Origin of the sequence: Staphylococcus sp. AtHG25, from assembly GCF_003217445.1 — a bacterium.
Lineage (GTDB): Bacteria > Bacillota > Bacilli > Staphylococcales > Staphylococcaceae > Staphylococcus > Staphylococcus haemolyticus.
Genome location: NZ_QJSN01000002.1, coordinates 73,117 through 93,221, shown reverse-complemented (window position 1 = coordinate 93,221; position 20,105 = coordinate 73,117). Strand labels below are relative to the sequence as shown.

20 protein-coding genes and 1 riboswitch are annotated in these 20,105 nt (G+C 32.6%); of the genes, 14 read left to right on the top strand and 6 right to left on the bottom strand.

What is annotated here, in order from left to right; all coding sequences use genetic code 11:
• Positions 1-5: 5 nt before the first annotated feature.
• Entirely contained in the window at positions 6-581 is a 576-nt protein-coding gene (locus BDW31_RS02045; RefSeq protein WP_110709034.1) for an ECF transporter S component, read from the bottom strand.
• A gap of 88 nt (positions 582-669) precedes the next feature.
• Positions 670-769: riboswitch (TPP riboswitch) on the bottom strand.
• A 285-nt stretch (positions 770-1,054) separates the two neighbouring features.
• Positions 1,055-1,174: a glycopeptide resistance-associated protein GraF gene (gene graF / locus BDW31_RS12555; RefSeq protein WP_110709032.1), complete on the bottom strand. Its 120-nt coding sequence runs from the start codon at positions 1,172-1,174 to the stop codon at positions 1,055-1,057.
• A 149-nt stretch (positions 1,175-1,323) separates the two neighbouring features.
• Between graF and auxA the strand changes: the two genes are divergently transcribed.
• From auxA to ptsP, 5 genes are all read left to right on the top strand, one after another.
• Complete coding sequence (gene auxA / locus BDW31_RS02035) at positions 1,324-2,619, top strand: lipoteichoic acid stability factor AuxA (RefSeq protein ID WP_110709030.1); 1,296 nt, start codon at positions 1,324-1,326, stop codon at positions 2,617-2,619.
• Between the two features lie 189 nt (positions 2,620-2,808).
• Positions 2,809-3,981 (top strand): class I SAM-dependent rRNA methyltransferase, encoded by a 1,173-nt coding sequence (locus BDW31_RS02030; RefSeq protein WP_110709028.1) that lies wholly within the window; start codon positions 2,809-2,811, stop codon positions 3,979-3,981.
• Positions 3,982-4,038: 57 nt separating this feature from the next.
• Positions 4,039-4,581, top strand: a complete 543-nt coding sequence (locus tag BDW31_RS02025; protein ID WP_110709026.1) for a DUF697 domain-containing protein — start codon at positions 4,039-4,041, stop codon at positions 4,579-4,581.
• 334 nt (positions 4,582-4,915) lie between these two features.
• On the top strand, positions 4,916-5,182 hold the full coding sequence (locus BDW31_RS02020; RefSeq protein ID WP_011276148.1) for a phosphocarrier protein HPr: 267 nt from the start codon (positions 4,916-4,918) through the stop codon (positions 5,180-5,182).
• A gap of 2 nt (positions 5,183-5,184) precedes the next feature.
• Complete coding sequence (ptsP, locus tag BDW31_RS02015; protein WP_053024629.1) at positions 5,185-6,900, top strand: phosphoenolpyruvate--protein phosphotransferase; 1,716 nt, start codon at positions 5,185-5,187, stop codon at positions 6,898-6,900.
• Positions 6,901-7,010: 110 nt separating this feature from the next.
• On the opposite strand, the gene BDW31_RS02010 is transcribed toward ptsP, so the two are convergent.
• Complete coding sequence (locus BDW31_RS02010) at positions 7,011-7,244, bottom strand: glutaredoxin family protein (protein WP_011276145.1); 234 nt, start codon at positions 7,242-7,244, stop codon at positions 7,011-7,013.
• A gap of 203 nt (positions 7,245-7,447) precedes the next feature.
• Between BDW31_RS02010 and BDW31_RS02005 the strand changes: the two genes are divergently transcribed.
• The 4 genes from BDW31_RS02005 (at position 7,448) to BDW31_RS01990 (ending at position 11,147) form a co-directional block, all read left to right on the top strand.
• Positions 7,448-8,800 (top strand): cytochrome ubiquinol oxidase subunit I, encoded by a 1,353-nt coding sequence (locus tag BDW31_RS02005; protein ID WP_037549345.1) that lies wholly within the window; start codon positions 7,448-7,450, stop codon positions 8,798-8,800.
• Positions 8,800-9,816, top strand: a complete 1,017-nt coding sequence (locus tag BDW31_RS02000) for a cytochrome d ubiquinol oxidase subunit II (protein ID WP_053024630.1) — start codon at positions 8,800-8,802, stop codon at positions 9,814-9,816. Before BDW31_RS02005 ends, BDW31_RS02000 begins: the two co-directional genes overlap by 1 nt.
• A gap of 126 nt (positions 9,817-9,942) precedes the next feature.
• A complete protein-coding gene (locus tag BDW31_RS01995) occupies positions 9,943-10,602 on the top strand; it encodes a potassium channel family protein (protein WP_011276142.1) in 660 nt (219 codons plus the stop codon).
• 158 nt (positions 10,603-10,760) lie between these two features.
• A complete protein-coding gene (locus tag BDW31_RS01990; protein WP_110709024.1) occupies positions 10,761-11,147 on the top strand; it encodes a YbaN family protein in 387 nt (128 codons plus the stop codon).
• 78 nt (positions 11,148-11,225) lie between these two features.
• Here the strand turns inward: BDW31_RS01990 and rnjA are convergent, their stop codons facing one another.
• The 3 genes from rnjA to def all read right to left on the bottom strand — a co-directional run bounded on the left by rnjA (position 11,226) and on the right by def (position 14,160).
• Positions 11,226-12,905: a ribonuclease J1 gene (rnjA, locus tag BDW31_RS01985; RefSeq protein WP_053024631.1), complete on the bottom strand. Its 1,680-nt coding sequence runs from the start codon at positions 12,903-12,905 to the stop codon at positions 11,226-11,228.
• Positions 12,905-13,123 (bottom strand): DNA-dependent RNA polymerase subunit epsilon, encoded by a 219-nt coding sequence (locus BDW31_RS01980; protein ID WP_002448185.1) that lies wholly within the window; start codon positions 13,121-13,123, stop codon positions 12,905-12,907. Before BDW31_RS01980 ends, rnjA begins: the two co-directional genes overlap by 1 nt.
• Before the next feature lie 485 nt (positions 13,124-13,608).
• Complete coding sequence (gene def, locus BDW31_RS01975; RefSeq protein ID WP_011276137.1) at positions 13,609-14,160, bottom strand: peptide deformylase; 552 nt, start codon at positions 14,158-14,160, stop codon at positions 13,609-13,611.
• 130 nt (positions 14,161-14,290) lie between these two features.
• Between def and BDW31_RS01970 the strand changes: the two genes are divergently transcribed.
• The 5 genes from BDW31_RS01970 (at position 14,291) to lpdA (ending at position 20,094) form a co-directional block, all read left to right on the top strand.
• Positions 14,291-14,914: a YkyA family protein gene (locus tag BDW31_RS01970; RefSeq protein ID WP_053024632.1), complete on the top strand. Its 624-nt coding sequence runs from the start codon at positions 14,291-14,293 to the stop codon at positions 14,912-14,914.
• Between the two features lie 172 nt (positions 14,915-15,086).
• Positions 15,087-16,199 carry a pyruvate dehydrogenase (acetyl-transferring) E1 component subunit alpha gene (gene pdhA / locus BDW31_RS01965; RefSeq protein WP_011276135.1) on the top strand — a complete coding sequence of 371 codons (1,113 nt, stop codon included), beginning with the start codon at positions 15,087-15,089 and terminating at the stop codon, positions 16,197-16,199.
• A gap of 3 nt (positions 16,200-16,202) precedes the next feature.
• Positions 16,203-17,180 carry an alpha-ketoacid dehydrogenase subunit beta gene (locus tag BDW31_RS01960; RefSeq protein ID WP_011276134.1) on the top strand — a complete coding sequence of 326 codons (978 nt, stop codon included), beginning with the start codon at positions 16,203-16,205 and terminating at the stop codon, positions 17,178-17,180.
• Positions 17,181-17,382: 202 nt separating this feature from the next.
• Positions 17,383-18,684: a dihydrolipoamide acetyltransferase family protein gene (locus BDW31_RS01955; protein ID WP_037549358.1), complete on the top strand. Its 1,302-nt coding sequence runs from the start codon at positions 17,383-17,385 to the stop codon at positions 18,682-18,684.
• Positions 18,685-18,687: 3 nt separating this feature from the next.
• On the top strand, positions 18,688-20,094 hold the full coding sequence (lpdA, locus tag BDW31_RS01950; RefSeq protein ID WP_011276132.1) for a dihydrolipoyl dehydrogenase: 1,407 nt from the start codon (positions 18,688-18,690) through the stop codon (positions 20,092-20,094).
• Positions 20,095-20,105 lie beyond the last annotated feature (11 nt).

The window sequence follows — 20,105 nt, the reverse complement described above, 5'->3', positions numbered from 1 at the left end:
TCCCCTTATAGGTTGTCGTAGTCTTTTTGAAATGCAGGGCGGAATAATTTCGTTACGCCTGTCTGATCTAATGCTTTAACAATCAGATAAGATAATAAACCTGCGATTACTATACCACTAATAGAACGGAAGATAATGAATAAAAGGAGGTTCCATCCTGCTACTTCAGCTAAATAGCCATAATAATAATCAACTGGGAATGATATTAAAGCAGTTGCTAATCCTGCTAATATAGCAACCATTAATGATCTAGATTTATATTTGAAAATAGCAAAAATAATTTCACAAGCTAAACCTTGAAGAATAGCATATACAATTGTAGGAATATCAAATTTACCCATAACGATTGTTTCACCAGCGCCTGCAGCAAATTCTGCAATTAGTGCAATACCAGGCTTAGGAATTATTAAATACGCAACGATAGCTGCCATAAACCAAACGCCATAAGTTAATTGCTCAATGTGAACACCGGCAACTTGGGCCACATTATATGCAAACCACCATAAATTATAAATAATTGCAAATACTACTGCAATCAGAACAGTTACTAATATTTCTGAAAGCTTTAAACCTTTTGACATGTTATTACCTCCTAAAAAAACGCACAACCATCCGTAGAAAAGTTGTGCGTGAATTTAAATAAAATGCTATATGTATTTACCACAATTATTTATATTAGCAAAACTTTCCTACGCTAGTTTTAACTAGTTCAGGTTCAAAGGGTTCGAGGTTAAACCTCATCTCAGTATACACACCCCTAGTGCGTTTTATATTTAATTTATTTTAAATGTATGACTTTTAAGATTTAATGTCAAGATGATTTTGCTAAGTTACAAATAAAAAGGAGGGTTAGATTTGATTTTACTTTGAACACGCTGTTTCTTAATACATTTAGCATGTGAAATCTCTAGAATATTTAAACCTTGTAGTAAAAAAAACTGGGAGAAGCTCGAAAAGAGCGTTCTCTCAGTTTTAGTTAACTACTACTTTTTAGCAGTGTAGCGTTTAAATATTTTATTGTTCTCAACTTCAGCGAATTGAGATTTCTTAATAATTAATCTAAAGTGTCTTGAATATCTTTTTTAGTTTGCTCAATATCATCTGATTTTTCTTCATTTTGTTCTTTTAATTTTTCTTCAACTTCTTTTGCTTTTTTAGCATCTTCGTTTGTCATAATTAACACTCCTTGATAGATTAATGATTACAATTTAAGTTTACCCATATAAAAGTAGGATAAACTTATATAGGTCTCGAGATGTATTTTATTGTTTAATAAAGACAAGATGAACATCTTACTATATAATGAAATTTGAGGTGAACAGTATGTCTTTTCTTAAGAAACACACCGAGATAATTTTTAGTTATATTATCGGTATCGTTTCACTCTTCACGGGTCTCATAATATTAATAAACTTACCTTTAATCAATCAATTAAAAGATAAAGAAAAAGTTGAATTGAAAATTCATAATTTATGGGATTTTCTTAATGCATTCTTCAGTGAAATAATTAGAGTGATGAGTAGGTTCATAGGCAACTTTCCTATTATTAGTGCAGTCATAATTATTCTGTTTGGTGTTCTTGTAATGCTTATTGGATACGCATTATTTAGAACTACGAAATATGATTACGACATCTCAATTTTCTTTTTAATTATTGGGATTTTATACTTCCTCATTTCAATTACTTTAATGACTCAAGTGTACAGTTTTTGGGCAATTATCTTTATTATTCCTTTTATAATTCACACAGGCTATATTGTATATAAAGATGAACTTAATGTTGCTAATAGAAAAAGCCATTATCTATGGATTATCTTTTCATACGGAATAAGTTATTTAATTACTCAAATTTCTCTATACGGTAAAATTGATGCCAATGAAATTGCACCAATAGATATCTTAAGTGTAAATACATTTTTCTTAGTTATGTGGTTATTAGCGCAAGCTTCAATATGGAATTCCCTATTCTTAAGAAGAGCTTTACCATTAACTAAAGAAGAATTGGGGGAAGAAGAACCTGAATTATCAAGAACAAGTAAGGGAAATGTTTCGAATCAGTCTAAAGTTCATTTTAAACAACTTCAAGATAAAACATCAGAATATGCACGAAAGACGAGAAGAAGTGTCGATTTAGATAAAATCAGATCAAAACGTGATAAATTTAAAAATAAATTCAAAAATGTATTTAATATTGAAGAAGATGATATACCAAATTGGATGAGACGTCCTAAATGGATTAAACCAGCATATGTAGAAATATTCTGTGGTTTCATTCTATTCTTATTTACATTTATCGAATTTAATAACAGAAACGCATTGTTTGTTTCTGGTGAATGGGAACTATCTCAAACGCAATATGTTGTTGAATGGGTAACATTGTTATTGTTAATGTTTGTAATCATTACATACATTGCAACTACATTTACACATTTCTTAAGAGGTAAACATTATTATTTACAATTATTTATGATTAGTATTCTATTCTTTAAATTGTTAACTGAATTCGTAAACATTATGATTCATGGATTATTATTATCGATTTTTATTACTCCAACTCTAATCTTAATGTTGATGGCGGTTATTATCGCATTTACGTTACAATTGAGAGAAAGACCTTAATTATTTCAAATTTTACTTAGGTGGAAGCGTCAAATCTATGGTGACAAAATAGACTTCGCGATCCACCTTTTTTGTTTATGTTATTTTGTGTAATGACAAATTCATATTTGTTAAAATAATAACGAATAATATTTAGAAACTTTTATAAACTTTAAACTACAAAAGCATTCAAATTAGGAGCGTTAACAAATGAAAATAGCAACTTTAAATAGAGGTAAGGAATCAAAGTATTTAAATCAATATCCACTTGTGGATGAAGATGATATTTATAACAATGATCATTTAAAAGAAGGCGATCTATTTTATCTTATGAACGGTCAAGAACAGTACATTGCGACTGCATATGTAGGACGTCAACATAAAGGTTTAGGCTGGGTATTGAGTTATGATCAAAACGAAGCCATTAATACTTCTTTTTTCGAAAAACAATTTCAAATTGCATTACAAGAGCGTGATTATTACTATCACATTGAAGGAACCAATGCGTTTAGACTATTTAACGCTGAAGGCGATGGTGTCGGAGGTTTAACAATCGATAATTACGATGGTCACTTATTGATTCAATGGTATTCAAAGGGGATATATAAGTTTCGCTATAATGTCATTGAAGCCATTCAACAAGTATTTCCATTTAAGTCAATTTATGAAAAAATGCGTTTTAAAGACTCTGAATACACCGGTGGACATGTACTCGGTGAAACACCTGATTTTCCAATAGTTATAGAGGAGAATTTTACATTTTACAATGTAGACTTAGATGATGGTTTGATGACAGGTATATTCTTAGATCAAAAAGAAGTACGTAAGAAATTACGTGATCATTTTGCAAAAGAGAAAGATATACTAAATTTATTTAGTTATACAGGTGCGTTTTCTGTAGTAGCTGCTCAAAATGCTAAATCAACGACAAGCGTAGATTTAGCCAACCGTTCACGTAGTTTAACTGAAGAAAACTTTGGTTTAAATGGTATTGACCCTAAAAGTCAATATATATATGTTATGGATACATTTGATTTTTACAATTATGCTGCACGACATGGCAAAGTTTACGAAACAATAGTTATTGACCCACCAAGTTTTGCAAGAAATAAGAAGAAAACATTCTCAGTACAAAAGAATTATGATGATTTAATTAATGGTGCATTAAGTATACTTGCTCCAAATGGCTCGTTATTATTATGTACAAATTCAAGTGCTTTCTCATTAAAAGCATTTAAAAATGTTATTAAAACAGCACTTAACGAAGCGGGTGTAACTTACGAAATTGAGGAAGTAATGGGCTTACCTAAGGACTTTAAAACACATCCACACTATAAACCCTCAAAATATTTAAAAGCTGTATTCATTAATATCAAGCATTAAATGATAAAAAGTGGGTATAAATGTTTAATGAATGAATTATGAAAGGTGTGTCTATTAATGGGCATTATGAATAGATTTTCAAGTGGAGTTACAAACAAAGTTGGTAATAAAGTTCTAAACATTGAAGAAATTAAAGAAAAAAGTATTTTACCAACAACGAAAGAAGAAATAGCTGAGCGCAGAGCTAAAGCAGAAACAATTGTGAAGAAAAAGTCACTTTTATCTTCAGGTATGAGTGTTGTACCAATTCCAGGATTAGATTTCGGTGTAGATATTAAATTAATGAGAGATATTATTGAAGATATTAATAAAATTTATGGTTTAGATCACAAACAAGTTAATACACTTGGCGATGATGTGAAAGAACGAATTCTTGCAGCAGCTGCTATACAAGGTAGTTCACTTATTGGTAGAAAAGTGTCTAGTGCAGTACTTAAAGTGATTATTAGAGATATGGCAAAACGTGCGGCAGCAAAACAAACTAAATGGTTCCCAGTTGTGGGACAAGTTGTCTCAGCATCAATAAGCTATTATTTCATGAATAAACTTGGACGTGAACATATCGAAAAATGTGAAAAAGTGCTTCATGATATTATTTAAATTGAAAATGTTGTAGTATAATTGAAGTGAGCTTAGTGATAAAGCTAAAATAATTATCATACAAATTTGTCTTAAAATATCATTTAAACCGAAGTTGTTATAGGGATTTTAATTAGTGTTTTGTGCATATTATAAGTAAGTGAAAAATATTGAAGATTAGAATCTAATTTATACAATTTGAAACACTTGTTTATTTCTATAAAAACCGATTATAATAGTTTTTCAATCCTATTAGAATTGAATTTAGTATTATATTTTGGTAGTGTTATGGTATAAAATTATGTTAGATTATGACAAATTTGAATATTCTAACTTTGCGAAGGAGAAATAGATTATGGAACAAAAATCTTATGTAATTATTGATGAAACTGGTATTCATGCACGTCCTGCAACTATGTTAGTTCAAACTGCATCAAAATTTGATTCAGATATTCAATTAGAATATAACGGTAAAAAAGTTAACTTAAAATCAATCATGGGCGTTATGAGTTTAGGTGTAGGTAAAGATGCTGAAATCACTATCTATGCTGATGGAAGCGATGAAGCAGACGCAATTCAAGCTATCAGTGATGTCTTATCTAAAGAAGGTTTAACTGAATAATTATGTCAAAATTAATTAATGGTATTGCGGCATCAGACGGTGTCGCAATTGCTAAAGCTTATTTATTAGTAGAACCTGATTTATCATTCACTAATGAAAAAGTCACTGATACTGATGCTGAAATCCAAAAATTCAGAAATGCGTTAGAAGCTTCTAAAATTGAATTAACTAAAATCAGAAATAATGCTGAAAAACAATTAGGTCCTGATAAAGCCGCAATCTTTGATGCGCATTTATTAGTACTTGATGATCCAGAGTTGATTCAACCAATCGAAGACAAAATTGCGAACGAAAAAGTGAGTGCCCCAGAAGCGCTTGATGAAGTAACTTCACAATTTATTACAATCTTCGAATCTATGGATAATGAATACATGAGAGAGCGTGCAGCAGATATTAGAGACGTATCTAAACGTGTGCTAGCACATCTTTTAGGTGTTAAATTACCAAACCCAAGTATGATTGATGAAAGTGTTGTTATCGTTGGTAACGACTTAACGCCTTCAGATACTGCACAATTAAATAAAGAATTTGTTCAAGGTTTCGTAACAAATATTGGTGGTCGTACGAGCCATTCAGCAATTATGAGTCGATCATTAGAAATTGCTGCAGTTGTTGGTACAAAATCAGTTACTAAAGAAGTTAAACAAGGCGATATGGTTATCGTTGACGGAATCACAGGTGACGTTATTGTTGACCCTACAGAAGATGAGTTAATTGCTTATCAAAACAAACGTGAACGTTTCTTTGAAGATAAAAAAGAATTACAAAAATTACGTGATGCTGAAACGGTAACAATCGACGGTGAACATGCTGAATTAGCTGCTAATATCGGTACACCTGATGATTTATACGGTGTAATGGAAAATGGTGCTGAAGGAATCGGTTTATATAGAACTGAATTCTTATATATGGGTAGAGATCAAATGCCAACTGAAGATGAGCAATTTGAAGCCTATAAAAAAGTGCTAGAAACAATGAAAGACAAACGAGTTGTAGTTCGTACATTAGATATTGGTGGCGATAAAGAATTACCTTATTTAAATCTACCTAAAGAGATGAACCCATTCTTAGGTTACAGAGCAATTCGTCTATGCTTAGATCAGCAAGATATCTTCAGAACACAATTACGTGCATTATTACGCGCGTCAGCTTACGGTAAATTAAACATTATGTTCCCAATGGTAGCTACAATCAATGAATTCCGTGATGCTAAAGCCATTCTTTTAGAAGAAAAAGAAAATCTTAAAAATGATGGTCATGACGTATCTGATGAAATTGAGTTAGGTATCATGGTTGAGATTCCATCTACAGCTGCTTTAGCTGATATCTTTGCTAAAGAAGTGGATTTCTTCAGTATCGGTACTAATGATTTAATTCAATATACTATGGCAGCTGACCGTATGTCAGAACGCGTTTCATACTTATACCAACCTTATAACCCAGCTATTTTACGCTTGGTTAAACAAGTCATTGAAGCTTCTCATAAAGAAGGTAAATGGACTGGTATGTGTGGTGAAATGGCTGGAGACGAAACAGCTATCCCATTATTATTAGGTTTAGGATTAGATGAATTCTCAATGAGTGCGACATCTATCTTAAAAGCTAGAAGACAAATTAATGGTTTAAGTAAAAATGAAATGTCTGAATTAGCAAATCGTGCAATTAATTGTGCTACTCAAGAAGAAGTAAAAGATTTAGTTAATAACATTTCTAAATAATGATGTATTCGGAACACCTTAACTTAAGTTGAGGTGTTTTTGTATTACAAAATAAAAAACCTAACAACTAAATAGTTCCTTTTTAGTGTTAGGTTATTACTGCGATGACTTTATGATTTAATGTGACACTTAGTGTTGATTTTATCCAAATCAACTTGATACATTGGTTCACCATCTAAAAGTATAAAAGGTGTAGCAAATGCATCGTAATCAATCATCTCAGAACGGTATTCATTATTCGAGATATTTTTTTCAATGTAATCTACCTTGTGTTCTGTAAGATAATTTTTTACAAATGTACAAGGCGGGCAATCATTTTGTGTATAAATAACTAATTCCGTCAATTTAGTTCACTCCCAATTTGGTTGTTATCATGAAAATTACTATATAAAATTTTTGATCCAATTGCAAACTGTGAAAATTATGTGAATTACATATTAAAAATCTTTCTTAAATTTAAGCAAAAGGATTTAGTTAGAAATTAGAACATAATATAATTTAAATTAATTGCTTTTTAAAAATTAGATATAGAAAAGGTGATAAAATTATGGATTCCGTTGAAATTAGTCGTTTCCTAACAGGTATGACTCTAGCAGTACATATTATCTTTGCGACTGTCGGTGTTGGTATGCCTTTAATGTTCGCAATCGCAGAATTTTTAGGAATTAAAAACAAGGATCCTAAATATATAGCACTAGCTAAGCGTTGGTCGAAAGGTTATACCATTACTGTGGCTGTTGGTGTTGTAACTGGTACGATTATCGGTTTACAATTATCATTAATTTGGCCAACATTTATGAAAATGGGTGGGCACGTGATTGCTTTACCTTTATTTATGGAGACTTTTGCATTCTTCTTTGAAGCTATTTTCCTTAGTATTTATTTATACACATGGGATCGCTTTAAAAATAAATGGACACACTTCATTATTAGTATACCAGTCATCATTGGTGGTTCATTCTCCGCGTTCTTTATTACTTCTGTAAACTCATTTATGAATACACCTGCAGGTTTTGAAATGAAAGATGGCAAAATGGTTAATGTACAACCACTTGAAGCAATGTTCAATTCATCATTCCTAGTTAGGGCGTTTCATGTAGTAGCTACAGCAGGTATGACAATGGCGTTTATTCTTGCATCTATTGCAGCTTTTAAATTATTGAAAAATAAATACAACAAAGATGCAGAATATCATAAAAAGGCCTTAAAGATGACTATGATTGTTGGTTTCATATCAACATTATTGTCAATGTTAGCTGGAGACTTATCTGCTAAATTCTTACATCAAGTTCAACCAGAAAAACTTGCAGCTTACGAATGGCATTTTGATACACAATCTAAGGCTGATTTAGTATTTTTCGGAGTTCTAAATGAAAAGACTCAAGAAGTTGAAGGTGCAATCAAGATTCCAGGTATGCTTAGTTTCTTGGCAGACAACAATGTAAATACTAAAGTAGAGGGTCTTAATGACTTCCCTAAAAATGAATTACCTCCATTAATCGTTCATTATTTCTTTGACTTAATGGTAACTATGGGTGTGTTATGTTTTGTTATTTCAGGAGCCTTTATTTTAACTTTAATGATTAAAAAACTGCGTAAATACGTTACGCATAAAGGTATGCTATATGCAGTTCTTCTTACAGGACCAGCTGCAATGTTAGCAATCGAATTTGGATGGTTTTTAACTGAGGTAGGTCGTCAGCCATGGATTGTTAGAGGTTATATGCGAGTAAGTGAAGCTGCTACTCAGGCAGGAGGAATAACACTTGTAACAATTCTATTCGGACTACTTTATCTAGTATTACTTTTTACATCTGCATATGTTTTAATTCGCATGTTCAAAGACAAGCCTGCTCAAAATGATGTAGATAAAGTCATTGAAAAAGGAGGTCATGCTTAATGGATTACACAACTATAGGTATTACCGTACTTTGGACTTTCTTATTCTTATATATCATTGTTGCTTCAATTGACTTTGGTGCAGGTTTCTTTACCTTACACACTAAATTAACTGGGGAAGAGAGAAAGATAAATCACTTAGTAGAGCGTTACTTAAATCCTGTTTGGGAAGTTACTAATGTTTTCTTTGTTTTCTTCTTTGTCGGATTCGTAGGGTTTTTCCCTGATTCAGCGTTATACTTTGGTACTGTGCTATTAGTTCCTGGTTCAATTGCGTTGATTTTAATTTCTATTAGAGGAAGCTTTTACGCGTTTGAACATTATGGTCAGGATACTAAATTACCATGGATTATCATGTATGGACTTACAGGTTTGTTAATACCAGCATCATTGGCAACGGTATTAACTATATCTGAAGGTGGCTATATTACTGAACGTGGTTCTCATTTTGATTTAGATTGGTTCCAATTATTACTAAGTCCATTTGCATGGTCAGTCGTCTTTCTAGCAATCATAAGTGTATTATATATTTCTTCTGGATTTTTAACATATTACGCTTCGAAAGCTAAAGACGAAGTAGCTTATAAATATATGCGACAATGGTTTATTTTCTGGGGACCTCCAATGATTATTATTTCTCTATTTGTTTTCTTATCTCTAAGAATTCAAAATGCAGATCATTTTAATAATGCAGTTCAAAATTATTGGTGGATGTTCGCATTAAGTTTCATTTGTTTTGTAGTAGCCGGAATTTTAAACTTCATCAAGAAATATCATGGTCTAGCATTTATTATGGTTATATTACAAATGGCATTCGCTTTTTATGGATACGGAATAAGTAAATTACCTTACTTGTTATATCCATACATCAAAGTGAGTGATTCAGGTGTTAATGCTTCAATGGGCTTAGCACTAGTGATTGTATTTATTTTAGGTTTACTTTTATTAGTTCCATCGTTAATATTATTATTAAGATTATTTGTATTCGATAAAGAATATGTTGAGGGTAAAAAATAATTATAATAATAAAAGGGGGCTGAAATAATTAACATCTATGTACATTAACTTGGTTAATAGTGATCTACATGATGTCGATTGTTTCAGCTTTTTCCTTATTTTTTTATAGATAGGGGTAGTCATTAAATGGAGAAAGAATATGTTGTTATTGGGTTAGGTCGATTTGGTGGAAGTATTGTAAGAGAATTAAATGCATTAGATATGGATGTTATGGCAATTGATAGGGATGAGGCACGCGTCAATGAATATAGTGATATTGCAACGCATGCTGTAGTAGCTGATACTACTGATGAAGCAGTGATGAAAAGTTTAGGGATACGTAACTTTGATCATGTTATAGTAGCGATTGGTGAAAATATTCAATCTAGTACATTAACTACGCTAATTCTCAAAGAGTTAGGAGTTAAGAAAGTTACAGCTAAAGCTCAAAATGATTATCATGCTAAAATTTTAAATAAAATTGGTGCGGATACAGTTGTCCATCCTGAAAGAGATATGGGACGACGAATCGCTCATAATGTCGCAAGTGCTAGTGTTTTAGATTACCTTGAATTAGCAGATGAGCATTCACTAGTTGAATTAAAAGCAAGCGAAAAAATGACAGGCCAATCAATTATTGATTTGGATATTCGTGCGCAATTTGGAATTAATATAATAGCAATTAAACGAGGCAAGGAAATTGTTGTATCACCAGACCCGTCTATGAATATAGAATTTGGAGATATATTGATTATGATCGGACACGATAATGATTTAAATCGTTTTGAAAAGAAAATTGTAAGATAAATGTTGCATCACAACTATTTAATGACTACTAAATAAAAATCTATTGATTTCATATTTAGTAACATTGATATTTGTGATGTTTTTATAAACAGTTAGAAGAATTTAAAAATCAGCAACAATTTTTTGAGAATAAGATGATGGAGTGATGATTCTACTACATGAGATATGTATTAATAGCATTAGGAATAGTATTTACTGTAATCGCGTTTACAGGGGCAGTATTACCATTACTACCTACGACACCTTTTCTAATTTTAGCAGCGATTTGTTTTACTAATAGTTCTCGGAAATTCAAAATATGGCTTGAAAGCATTCAAATTTATAAAAATTATGTTGAAAATTTAAAAAAATACAAAGGGTATACTATGAAAGAAAAAATAAGAATACTTATAAGTTTATATATAGTAGTTGGTTTTTCTATTTTTATGATTTCAAACTTATATATTCGAATTGGATTAATGATAATGGTTGTGATTCAAACAATTGTATTATTTACATTTGTTAAAACGTTGCCAGCAAATTTTAATCAAGAAAAAGATTCATAGGTGAAATTCCATAAAAAATCCGTAAATGAATATTATAATTCATTTACGGATTTCTCTATGTGAAGTACATCATTATATTTAATCTTCGTTTACTTTCATAATCACAGGTAAAATCATTGGGCGACGAGCAGTTTTATCGTATAGATAAGGTTGTAATGTCTCAATGATTGAAGATTTAATTTGATGCCATTGAATGTTTGGATTAGCATTTAATTTAGAAATTACGTCGGTTTTAATTTTGCGTTGAGCGTCATAAATTAATTGACCTGATTCACGCATGTACACAAAACCACGAGAAATGATGTCTGGACCTGAAAGTAATTTATTAGTGTTGAAATCAATACTAACCACTACAATGACTAATCCTTCTTCAGATAATAATTTACGATCACGAATAACAACGTTACCTATATCACCAATTCCACTACCATCTACTAACACATTACCAGAAGGTATGCGCCCGGCTTTACGAGCAGAGTCATGTGTTAATGCGAGTACATCACCGATATCAAAGATAAAGACGTTCTCTTCTTTAACACCACAGTCGACACCAGTTTGTCCATGCGCTTTAAGCATACGATATTCACCGTGTATTGGTAAGAAATATTTCGGTTGAATCAAGCGAAGCATAAGTTGTTGATCGCCTTGAGAACCGTGACCTGATGTATGGATATTTGAAATTTTACTGTGGATAACATCAGCACCCGCTTTGTATAATGCATTAATCGTGCGATTGATACTCTTAGTGTTACCTGGAATAGGTGATGAACTAAATACAACAGTATCATCAGGTATAATTTTAATTTGCTTATGAGTTCCATTTGCAATTCTTGATAAAGCCGCCATCGGTTCACCTTGAGATCCTGTACATAAAATTAGTAATTCATGTTTTGGAATATTGTTAATCTTATTTGGTTCAACAAAAGTTTCTGGCGGTGCTTTAATATAGCCTAATTCCATACCAATTTTAATATTATTTTCCATGGAACGACCAAATGTTACTATTTTACGATTGTATTTAATAGCAGCCTCAACCGCTTGTTGTACACGGTAAATGTTAGAAGCAAATGTAGCAAATATGATACGTCCTTTACAGCTACGGAAAATTTTATCTACATTTTGACCTACTTCACGTTCACTTAATGTGAAATCAGGTACTAATGCATTTGTTGAGTCAGATAATAGACATAATACGTCTTCCTTACCTAATTCTGCCATTTTAGCAATATTCGCAGGTTCGCCTACAGGAGTGAAATCAAATTTAAAGTCACCTGTATGAACAATCTTACCTTCAGGTGTATCAATTATTACACCATAAGCTTCAGGAATACTATGTGTAGTTAGGTAAAATGATATTTCAAAGTGTTTAGACTTAATAACACTATCTTCTGTAATCTCATTTAATGAAGCATTACGTAATAAGTTGTGTTCATCTAACTTGTTGCGAATTAATCCTAATGCTAATGGACCGCCATAGATAGGTACATTAATTTGCTTTAATAGGTAGGGCACACCACCTATATGGTCTTCATGTCCATGTGTAATGAATAGACCGACAATTTTGTCTTGATTTTGTTCGAGGTAAGTGTAATCAGGAATAACATAATCAATCCCTAATAAATTATCATCAGGGAATTTTATTCCGGCATCAATGATAACAATTTCATTTTTATATTCGATAGCATAAGTGTTTTTACCGACTTCACCTAAGCCACCTAAAGCATATACACCTACTTCGTTAGCATGTAATTGCTTCATTATTGAGCATTCTCCACGTTAAAATGATCAGAATGTTCCTTTTCATATTCTAAATGTGCGCCCTCTAATTTAGTAATGAATTCGATATTGTAATTGCGGTCTTTTAAATAACGTCTTACTTGTTCTTCTGTTTCACCTTCAACATAAATCGTATTTGTGTTTTCACGAACGATTACTTCATCTTTATTATGTTGGAAAAATACTTTAAATACTGCCATATTGGATAGTTCCTCCTAAATTTAAACATCTAAATTGATTATATTAATCTGAACCCTAATTTATTAACTTGATACTTCAAATCTAGTTGATTACGACAATAGGAATTGCTTCATAAATCATAAATAAAAAGATAAATTTATCTGTATAAATAATGATTTTAAAGTCACTTGATGATTGTCGACCTAATGATATACATTCATATAAATATCTTGTAAATTTGAGTCTCAAGCTTTCACTAAGGTAATTGTTAATGTCGTTCATTATTTGAAAATTAGCGTTACACTAAGATTTCAGTTACTACTCATTTTACATTATGTATATAAATAAATAAAGCAGTTTATATCTCTTCATTACTTCATAAACGTTATATATTTTTAAAAATTATTAAAAGGAATAAATTTAATTTAACAACCATAATACAAATAAAAAACTCAAACTAGTTCCATCATTGAAAATAGTTTGAGCAAAATAAAATTGATAAAAGTTATACTTCAACAGAATCAGGTAGTGGAGTTAATGGATTATCTTGATCAATATAGTCATAGAACATAACACCATTTAAATGATCAATCTCATGTTGGAATATAATTGCTGGGTAACCTTTTAATCTCAATTTAACTTCGTTACCATCAATGTCTAACGCTTTAATTGTTACTCTGAAGTGTCTATGAACTAAACCAGGGATATTTTCATCCACACTTAAGCAACCTTCTCCAGTAGGTAAATAAGCACGTTGAACACTGTGACTCATAATTTTAGGATTAACTAGCATATAGTCATAAGCTTTTCCATTTCCATCATCAGGTAAATAGACAGCAATCATTCGTTTTGAAACATTAATTTGTGGGGCGGCTAGACCTACACCAGAACGTAAACCATATTTTTTTGCAATGTCATCATCTTGACTATTAATTAAAAATTGACGCATTTCTTTTAATGTATTTTTATCTTCATCAGAAAGAGGCAAACTTACGTCTTCAGCTTTAGCACGTAACGTAGGATGACCATCTCTTATAATATCTTTCATTGTTAACATGTCATACACCTTCCTTACAATAAAATATAACAGAAAAATGAATAATAAGTACATTATCTTATTTCATTTGATTTATAAAGTATAATTCTATATTATTACAGTCGAATGACTACTAGGAGGTTTACACTCAATGAAACTACGTAAAACAGTTGCGGTAGTAGCAGCATCAACTATTTTATTAGCAGGCTGTACAACAGATAAAAAAGAAGTTAAAGCGTATAATGAAAATATTCAAAAAGCTTTTGATAAAGAGCAATCAATTAATAGCATTAGCAAAAAATTAAACTCACTTGAGGAAAAGAAGCAAGGTTTATATAAAAAAGCTAATAGTGATAATGAGGATACTCGTAAGAAAGCTGCTGATGATATTCTTGAAAATATCAAACAGAGACAAGAAACATTTGATAAAGAAGTATCAACTTTAAATGATTCTGAAAAACAGTTTAAAAAAGGCGAGTCACATATTGATGAAATTAAAAGTGATGATAAGAAAAAAGAAGTTAAGCAATTAGACGATGCTGTAAAAAATAAATATAAAGTACATGATGAATATGCAAGTGCGTATAAAAATGTCTTGGAAAAAGAAAAAGACTTGTTCGAACTTATTAAACAAGATGGTGTAACTCAAACACAAGTTGATGAAAAAAATGATGCATTGAATAAAGCTCAGAAGAATTTCCAAAATAAATTTAAAGATTATTCAAAAGCTATGAACACAGTAAATAAAGAAAAACAAGATGTTGATAATCTGTAGCAATATAAGCATTAGTACAGATTAGTTGATTGGAATGATACAGTTGTAAAAAACTGTATCTTTTTTAGTAATACAGAACTTTACTAAAATATTTAACAGTATAAATAAATTGTGGTACACTATGAGAGGATAAAATGAATTTCTATTATATGGGAAAGGTATGGTGAATTGAATGGCTCCTAAGTTACAAGCCCAATTCGATGCAGTAAAAGTATTAAATGATACTCAGTCGAAATTTGAAATGGTTCAAATTTTGGATGTAGATGGTAATGTCGTAAATGAAGACTTAGTACCTGATTTAACTGATGAACAACTAGTAGAATTAATGGAAAGAATGGTATGGACACGTATTCTTGACCAACGTTCTATTTCATTAAACAGACAAGGACGTCTAGGTTTCTATGCGCCTACAGCTGGACAAGAAGCTTCTCAATTAGCTTCACAATATGCTTTAGAAAAAGAGGACTTCATCTTACCTGGTTACCGTGATGTGCCACAAATCATTTGGCATGGTTTACCATTAACTGAAGCTTTCTTATTCTCAAGAGGACACTTCAAAGGAAATCAATTCCCTGAAGGTGTTAATGCATTCAGTCCACAAATCATTATCGGTGCTCAATATATTCAAACCGCTGGTGTAGCATTCGGTATTAAAAAACGTGGTAAAAAAGCAGTTGCTATCACATACACTGGTGACGGCGGTTCTTCACAAGGTGACTTCTATGAAGGTATCAACTTTGCTTCTGCTTATAAAGCACCAGCAATTTTTGTTATCCAAAACAATAACTATGCTATTTCTACACCACGTAGTAAACAAACAGCAGCAACTTCATTAGCTCAAAAAGCTATTGCAGTAGGTATCCCAGGTATCCAAGTTGATGGTATGGATGCATTAGCTGTATATCAAGCTACTAAAGAAGCTCGTGATCGTGCTATTAATGGTGAAGGTCCAACATTAATTGAAACTATGACTTACCGTTATGGTCCACATACAATGGCTGGAGATGACCCAACTCGTTATAGAACTTCAGATGAAGATGCAGATTGGGAGAAAAAAGATCCATTAGTTCGTTTCAGAAAATTCCTTGAAAACAAAGGATTATGGAACGAAGAAAAAGAAAATGAAGTTATTGAACGTGCTAAAGACGACATCAAGAAAGCTATCAAAGAGGCTGACAATACTCCAAAACAAACAGTTATTGACTTAATGGATATCATGTACGAAGATATGCCTCAAAACTTAGCTGAACAATATGAAATTTACAAAGAGAAGGAGTCGAAATAAGCCATGGCACAAATGACAATGGTTCAAGCGATTAATAATGCGCTTAAAACTGAATTGCAAAATGACGAAAACGTATTAGTTTTCGGTGAAGACGTTGGTGTTAACGGCGGTGTATTCCGTGTAACTGAAGGTTTACAAAAAGAATTCGGTGAAGACCGTGTATTCGATACACCATTAGCTGAATCAGGTATCGGTGGTTTAGCTCTTGGTTTAACTGTTGAAGGTTTCCGTCCTGTAATGGAAATCCAATTCCTTGGTTTCGTATTTGAAGTATTTGACGAAGTTGCAGGTCAAATTGCTCGTACACGTTTCCGTTCAGGTGGTTCAAAAGTAGCACCTGTTACAATCCGTGCACCATTCGGCGGTGGTGTTCATACTCCTGAACTTCACGCAGATAACTTAGAAGGTATTTTAGCTCAATCACCTGGTATTAAAGTAGTTATTCCTTCAGGTCCATATGATGCTAAAGGTTTATTACTTTCATCAATCAGATCTAATGACCCAGTTGTATATTTAGAACATATGAAATTATATCGTTCATTCCGTGAAGAAGTTCCTGAAGAAGAATATACAATTGACATCGGTAAAGCTAATGTGAAAAAAGAAGGTAACGACATCACATTAATCGCTTACGGTGCAATGGTTCAAGAATCTGAAAAAGCTGCTGAAGAATTAGAAAAAGAAGGTTACTCAGTTGAAGTTATTGACTTACGTACTGTACAACCTATCGATATCGATACTTTAGTTGCATCAGTTGAAAAAACTGGCCGTGCTGTAGTAGTTCAAGAAGCTCAACGTCAAGCTGGTGTTGGTGCTACTGTAGCTGCTGAATTAGCTGAACGTGCTATTCTTTCATTAGAAGCACCAATCGCTCGTGTGGCTGCTGCTGATACAGTATATCCATTTACACAAGCTGAAAATGTTTGGTTACCAAACAAAAACGACATCATTGAAAAAGCTAAAGCAACTTTAGAATTCTAATATTTTAGCTTATCAATTAGCTAGCAAGCAGACTTATAGGAAGTAAGCAAAATGTTTACTTTTTACTCTATGTGTGAATAAGTAAGTGTAAACTAGAGAATTAGGGCAAAATAGTTTGTGTTTAGGCTTTCAAATTATTCTGTCCTTGCTCTATGTTATAAATTTATTAAATGATGAATAAGAAATCTAGGAGGACAAGAACGTGGCATTTGAATTTAGATTACCCGACATTGGTGAAGGTATCCACGAAGGTGAAATTGTAAAATGGTTTGTTAAAGCCGGAGATACAATTGAAGAAGATGATGTATTAGCAGAGGTTCAAAATGACAAATCTGTAGTTGAAATCCCATCTCCTGTTAGCGGTACTGTTGAAGAAGTTGTAGTTGACGAAGGTACTGTAGCAGTTGTAGGTGATGTTATTGTCAAAATCGATGCACCTGATGCAGAAGATATGCAATTTAAAGGTGGTCACGATGACGATGCTTCATCTGAAGAAACACCAACTCAAGAAGAAGCTAAAACTGAAGAAGCACCAGCAGCATCAGCTTCACAAGATGAAGAAGTAGATGAAAATAGACAAATCAAAGCTATGCCATCTGTTCGTAAATATGCACGTGAAAAAGGCGTTAACATCAAAGCAGTAGCTGGTTCAGGTAAAAATGGTCGTATTACTAAAGAAGATATTGATAACCACTTAAATGGTGGTGGTGCTCAAGCAGCAACAGCTTCAAATGAAAGTGCAGCTGCATCAACATCAGAAGATACTTCTGCAGTTCAAACTCAATCAGTACCTGAAGGAGACTTCCCTGAAACTACTGAAAAAATCCCAGCAATGCGTAGAGCAATTGCAAAAGCAATGGTTAACTCAAAACACACTGCTCCTCACGTAACATTAATGGATGAAATTGATGTTCAAGATTTATGGGATCACCGTAAAAAATTCAAAGAAGTTGCAGCTGAACAAGGTACTAAATTAACTTTCTTACCTTATGTTGTTAAAGCATTAGTTTCTGCACTTAAAAAATACCCAGCACTTAACACTTCATTCAATGAAGAAGCTGGCGAAATTGTACACAAACATTATTGGAATATTGGTATCGCTGCTGATACTGACAGAGGCTTATTAGTTCCTGTAGTTAAAAATGCAGACCGTAAATCAATCTTCCAAATTTCAGATGAAATCAACGAATTAGCAGTTAAAGCTCGTGATGGTAAATTAACATCTGATGAAATGAAAGGTGCAACATGCACAATCAGTAATATCGGTTCAGCTGGTGGACAATGGTTCACTCCAGTTATCAACCACCCAGAAGTAGCTATCTTAGGTATTGGCCGTATTGCTCAAAAACCTATCGTTAAAGATGGTGAAATCGTGGCAGCTCCAGTATTAGCTTTATCATTAAGCTTTGACCACAGACAAATTGATGGTGCAACTGGACAAAATGCTATGAATCACATCAAACGCTTATTAAATAATCCAGAATTATTATTAATGGAGGGGTAAAACATGGTAGTTGGAGATTTCCCAATTGAAACAGATACTATTGTAATCGGAGCAGGTCCTGGTGGATACGTAGCAGCAATTCGCGCAGCACAATTAGGACAAAAAGTTACTATCGTTGAGAAAGGTAACTTAGGTGGTGTATGCTTAAACGTTGGTTGTATTCCATCAAAAGCATTATTACACGCTTCACATCGCTTTGTAGAAGCTCAACACTCTGAAAACTTAGGTGTTATCGCTGAAAGCGTATCACTTAAATTCGACAAAGTTCAAGAATTCAAAAAATCAGTTGTAAACAAATTAACTGGTGGTGTTGAAGGCTTATTAAAAGGTAATAAAGTTGAGATTGTAAAAGGTGAAGCTTATTTCGTTGATAATAACAGCTTACGTGTTATGGATGAAAAAAGTGCACAAACTTACAATTTCAAACACGCTATTATCGCAACAGGTTCTAGACCAATTGAAATTCCTAACTTTGAATTTGGTAAACGTGTTATCGATTCAACAGGTGCATTAAACTTACAAGAAGTTCCAGGTAAATTAGTCGTTGTAGGTGGCGGTTACATTGGTTCAGAACTTGGTACTGCATTTGCTAACTTTGGGTCAGATGTTACAATTTTAGAAGGCGCTAAAGAAATTCTTGGCGGATTCGAAAAACAAATGGTTCAACCAGTTAAAAAAGGCATGAAAGAAAAAGGCGTTGAAATCATTACTGAAGCAATGGCTAAAAATGCTGAAGAAACTGAAAATGGCGTTAAAGTTACTTATGAAGCTAAAGGTGAAGAAAAAACTATCGAAGCTGATTATGTATTAGTAACTGTTGGTCGTCGTCCAAACACAGACGAATTAGGTTTAGAAGAATTAGGACTTAAATTCGCAGATCGTGGATTATTAGAAGTAGATAAACAAAGCCGTACTTCTATCGACAATATTTATGCAATTGGTGATATCGTTCCTGGTTTACCACTTGCTCATAAAGCAAGTTATGAAGCTAAAGTAGCTGCTGAAGCTATCTCTGGTCAAGCATCAGAAGTAGACTACATCGGTATGCCAGCTGTATGTTTCACTGAACCAGAATTAGCTCAAGTAGGTTACACAGAAGCACAAGCTAAAGAAGAAGGTTTAGACTACAAAGCTTCTAAGTTCCCTTATGCTGGTAACGGCCGTGCTTTATCATTAGATGATACAACTGGTTTCGTTAAACTTATCACACTTAAAGAAGACGATACTGTTATCGGTGCACAAATTGCTGGTAATGGCGCTTCAGATATCATTTCTGAATTAGGTCTAGCTATCGAAGCTGGTATGAATGCTGAAGATATCGCATTAACAGTACATGCTCACCCAACATTAGGTGAAATGTCTATGGAAGCTGCTGAAAAAGCAATTGGAATGCCAATCCACACAATGTAATTTTTAGTCAA

What these genes read in the sequence shown, in the direction of transcription:
- BDW31_RS02000 (WP_053024630.1), top strand. Translation starts at nt 8,800, where the DNA reads ATGGATTACACAACTATAGGTATTACCGTACTTTGGACTTTCTTATTC.
- BDW31_RS02020 (WP_011276148.1), top strand. Translation starts at nt 4,916, where the DNA reads ATGGAACAAAAATCTTATGTAATTATTGATGAAACTGGTATTCATGCA.
- pdhA (WP_011276135.1), top strand. Translation starts at nt 15,087, where the DNA reads ATGGCTCCTAAGTTACAAGCCCAATTCGATGCAGTAAAAGTATTAAAT.
- def (WP_011276137.1), bottom strand. Translation starts at nt 14,160, where the DNA reads ATGTTAACAATGAAAGATATTATAAGAGATGGTCATCCTACGTTACGT.
- rnjA (WP_053024631.1), bottom strand. Translation starts at nt 12,905, where the DNA reads ATGAAGCAATTACATGCTAACGAAGTAGGTGTATATGCTTTAGGTGGC.
- BDW31_RS01960 (WP_011276134.1), top strand. Translation starts at nt 16,203, where the DNA reads ATGGCACAAATGACAATGGTTCAAGCGATTAATAATGCGCTTAAAACT.
- BDW31_RS02025 (WP_110709026.1), top strand. Translation starts at nt 4,039, where the DNA reads ATGGGCATTATGAATAGATTTTCAAGTGGAGTTACAAACAAAGTTGGT.
- BDW31_RS02045 (WP_110709034.1), bottom strand. Translation starts at nt 581, where the DNA reads ATGTCAAAAGGTTTAAAGCTTTCAGAAATATTAGTAACTGTTCTGATT.
- BDW31_RS02030 (WP_110709028.1), top strand. Translation starts at nt 2,809, where the DNA reads ATGAAAATAGCAACTTTAAATAGAGGTAAGGAATCAAAGTATTTAAAT.
- lpdA (WP_011276132.1), top strand. Translation starts at nt 18,688, where the DNA reads ATGGTAGTTGGAGATTTCCCAATTGAAACAGATACTATTGTAATCGGA.
- BDW31_RS01995 (WP_011276142.1), top strand. Translation starts at nt 9,943, where the DNA reads ATGGAGAAAGAATATGTTGTTATTGGGTTAGGTCGATTTGGTGGAAGT.
- BDW31_RS01990 (WP_110709024.1), top strand. Translation starts at nt 10,761, where the DNA reads ATGAGATATGTATTAATAGCATTAGGAATAGTATTTACTGTAATCGCG.
- auxA (WP_110709030.1), top strand. Translation starts at nt 1,324, where the DNA reads ATGTCTTTTCTTAAGAAACACACCGAGATAATTTTTAGTTATATTATC.
- BDW31_RS02005 (WP_037549345.1), top strand. Translation starts at nt 7,448, where the DNA reads ATGGATTCCGTTGAAATTAGTCGTTTCCTAACAGGTATGACTCTAGCA.
- BDW31_RS01970 (WP_053024632.1), top strand. Translation starts at nt 14,291, where the DNA reads ATGAAACTACGTAAAACAGTTGCGGTAGTAGCAGCATCAACTATTTTA.
- graF (WP_110709032.1), bottom strand. Translation starts at nt 1,174, where the DNA reads ATGACAAACGAAGATGCTAAAAAAGCAAAAGAAGTTGAAGAAAAATTA.
- ptsP (WP_053024629.1), top strand. Translation starts at nt 5,185, where the DNA reads ATGTCAAAATTAATTAATGGTATTGCGGCATCAGACGGTGTCGCAATT.
- BDW31_RS01980 (WP_002448185.1), bottom strand. Translation starts at nt 13,123, where the DNA reads ATGGCAGTATTTAAAGTATTTTTCCAACATAATAAAGATGAAGTAATC.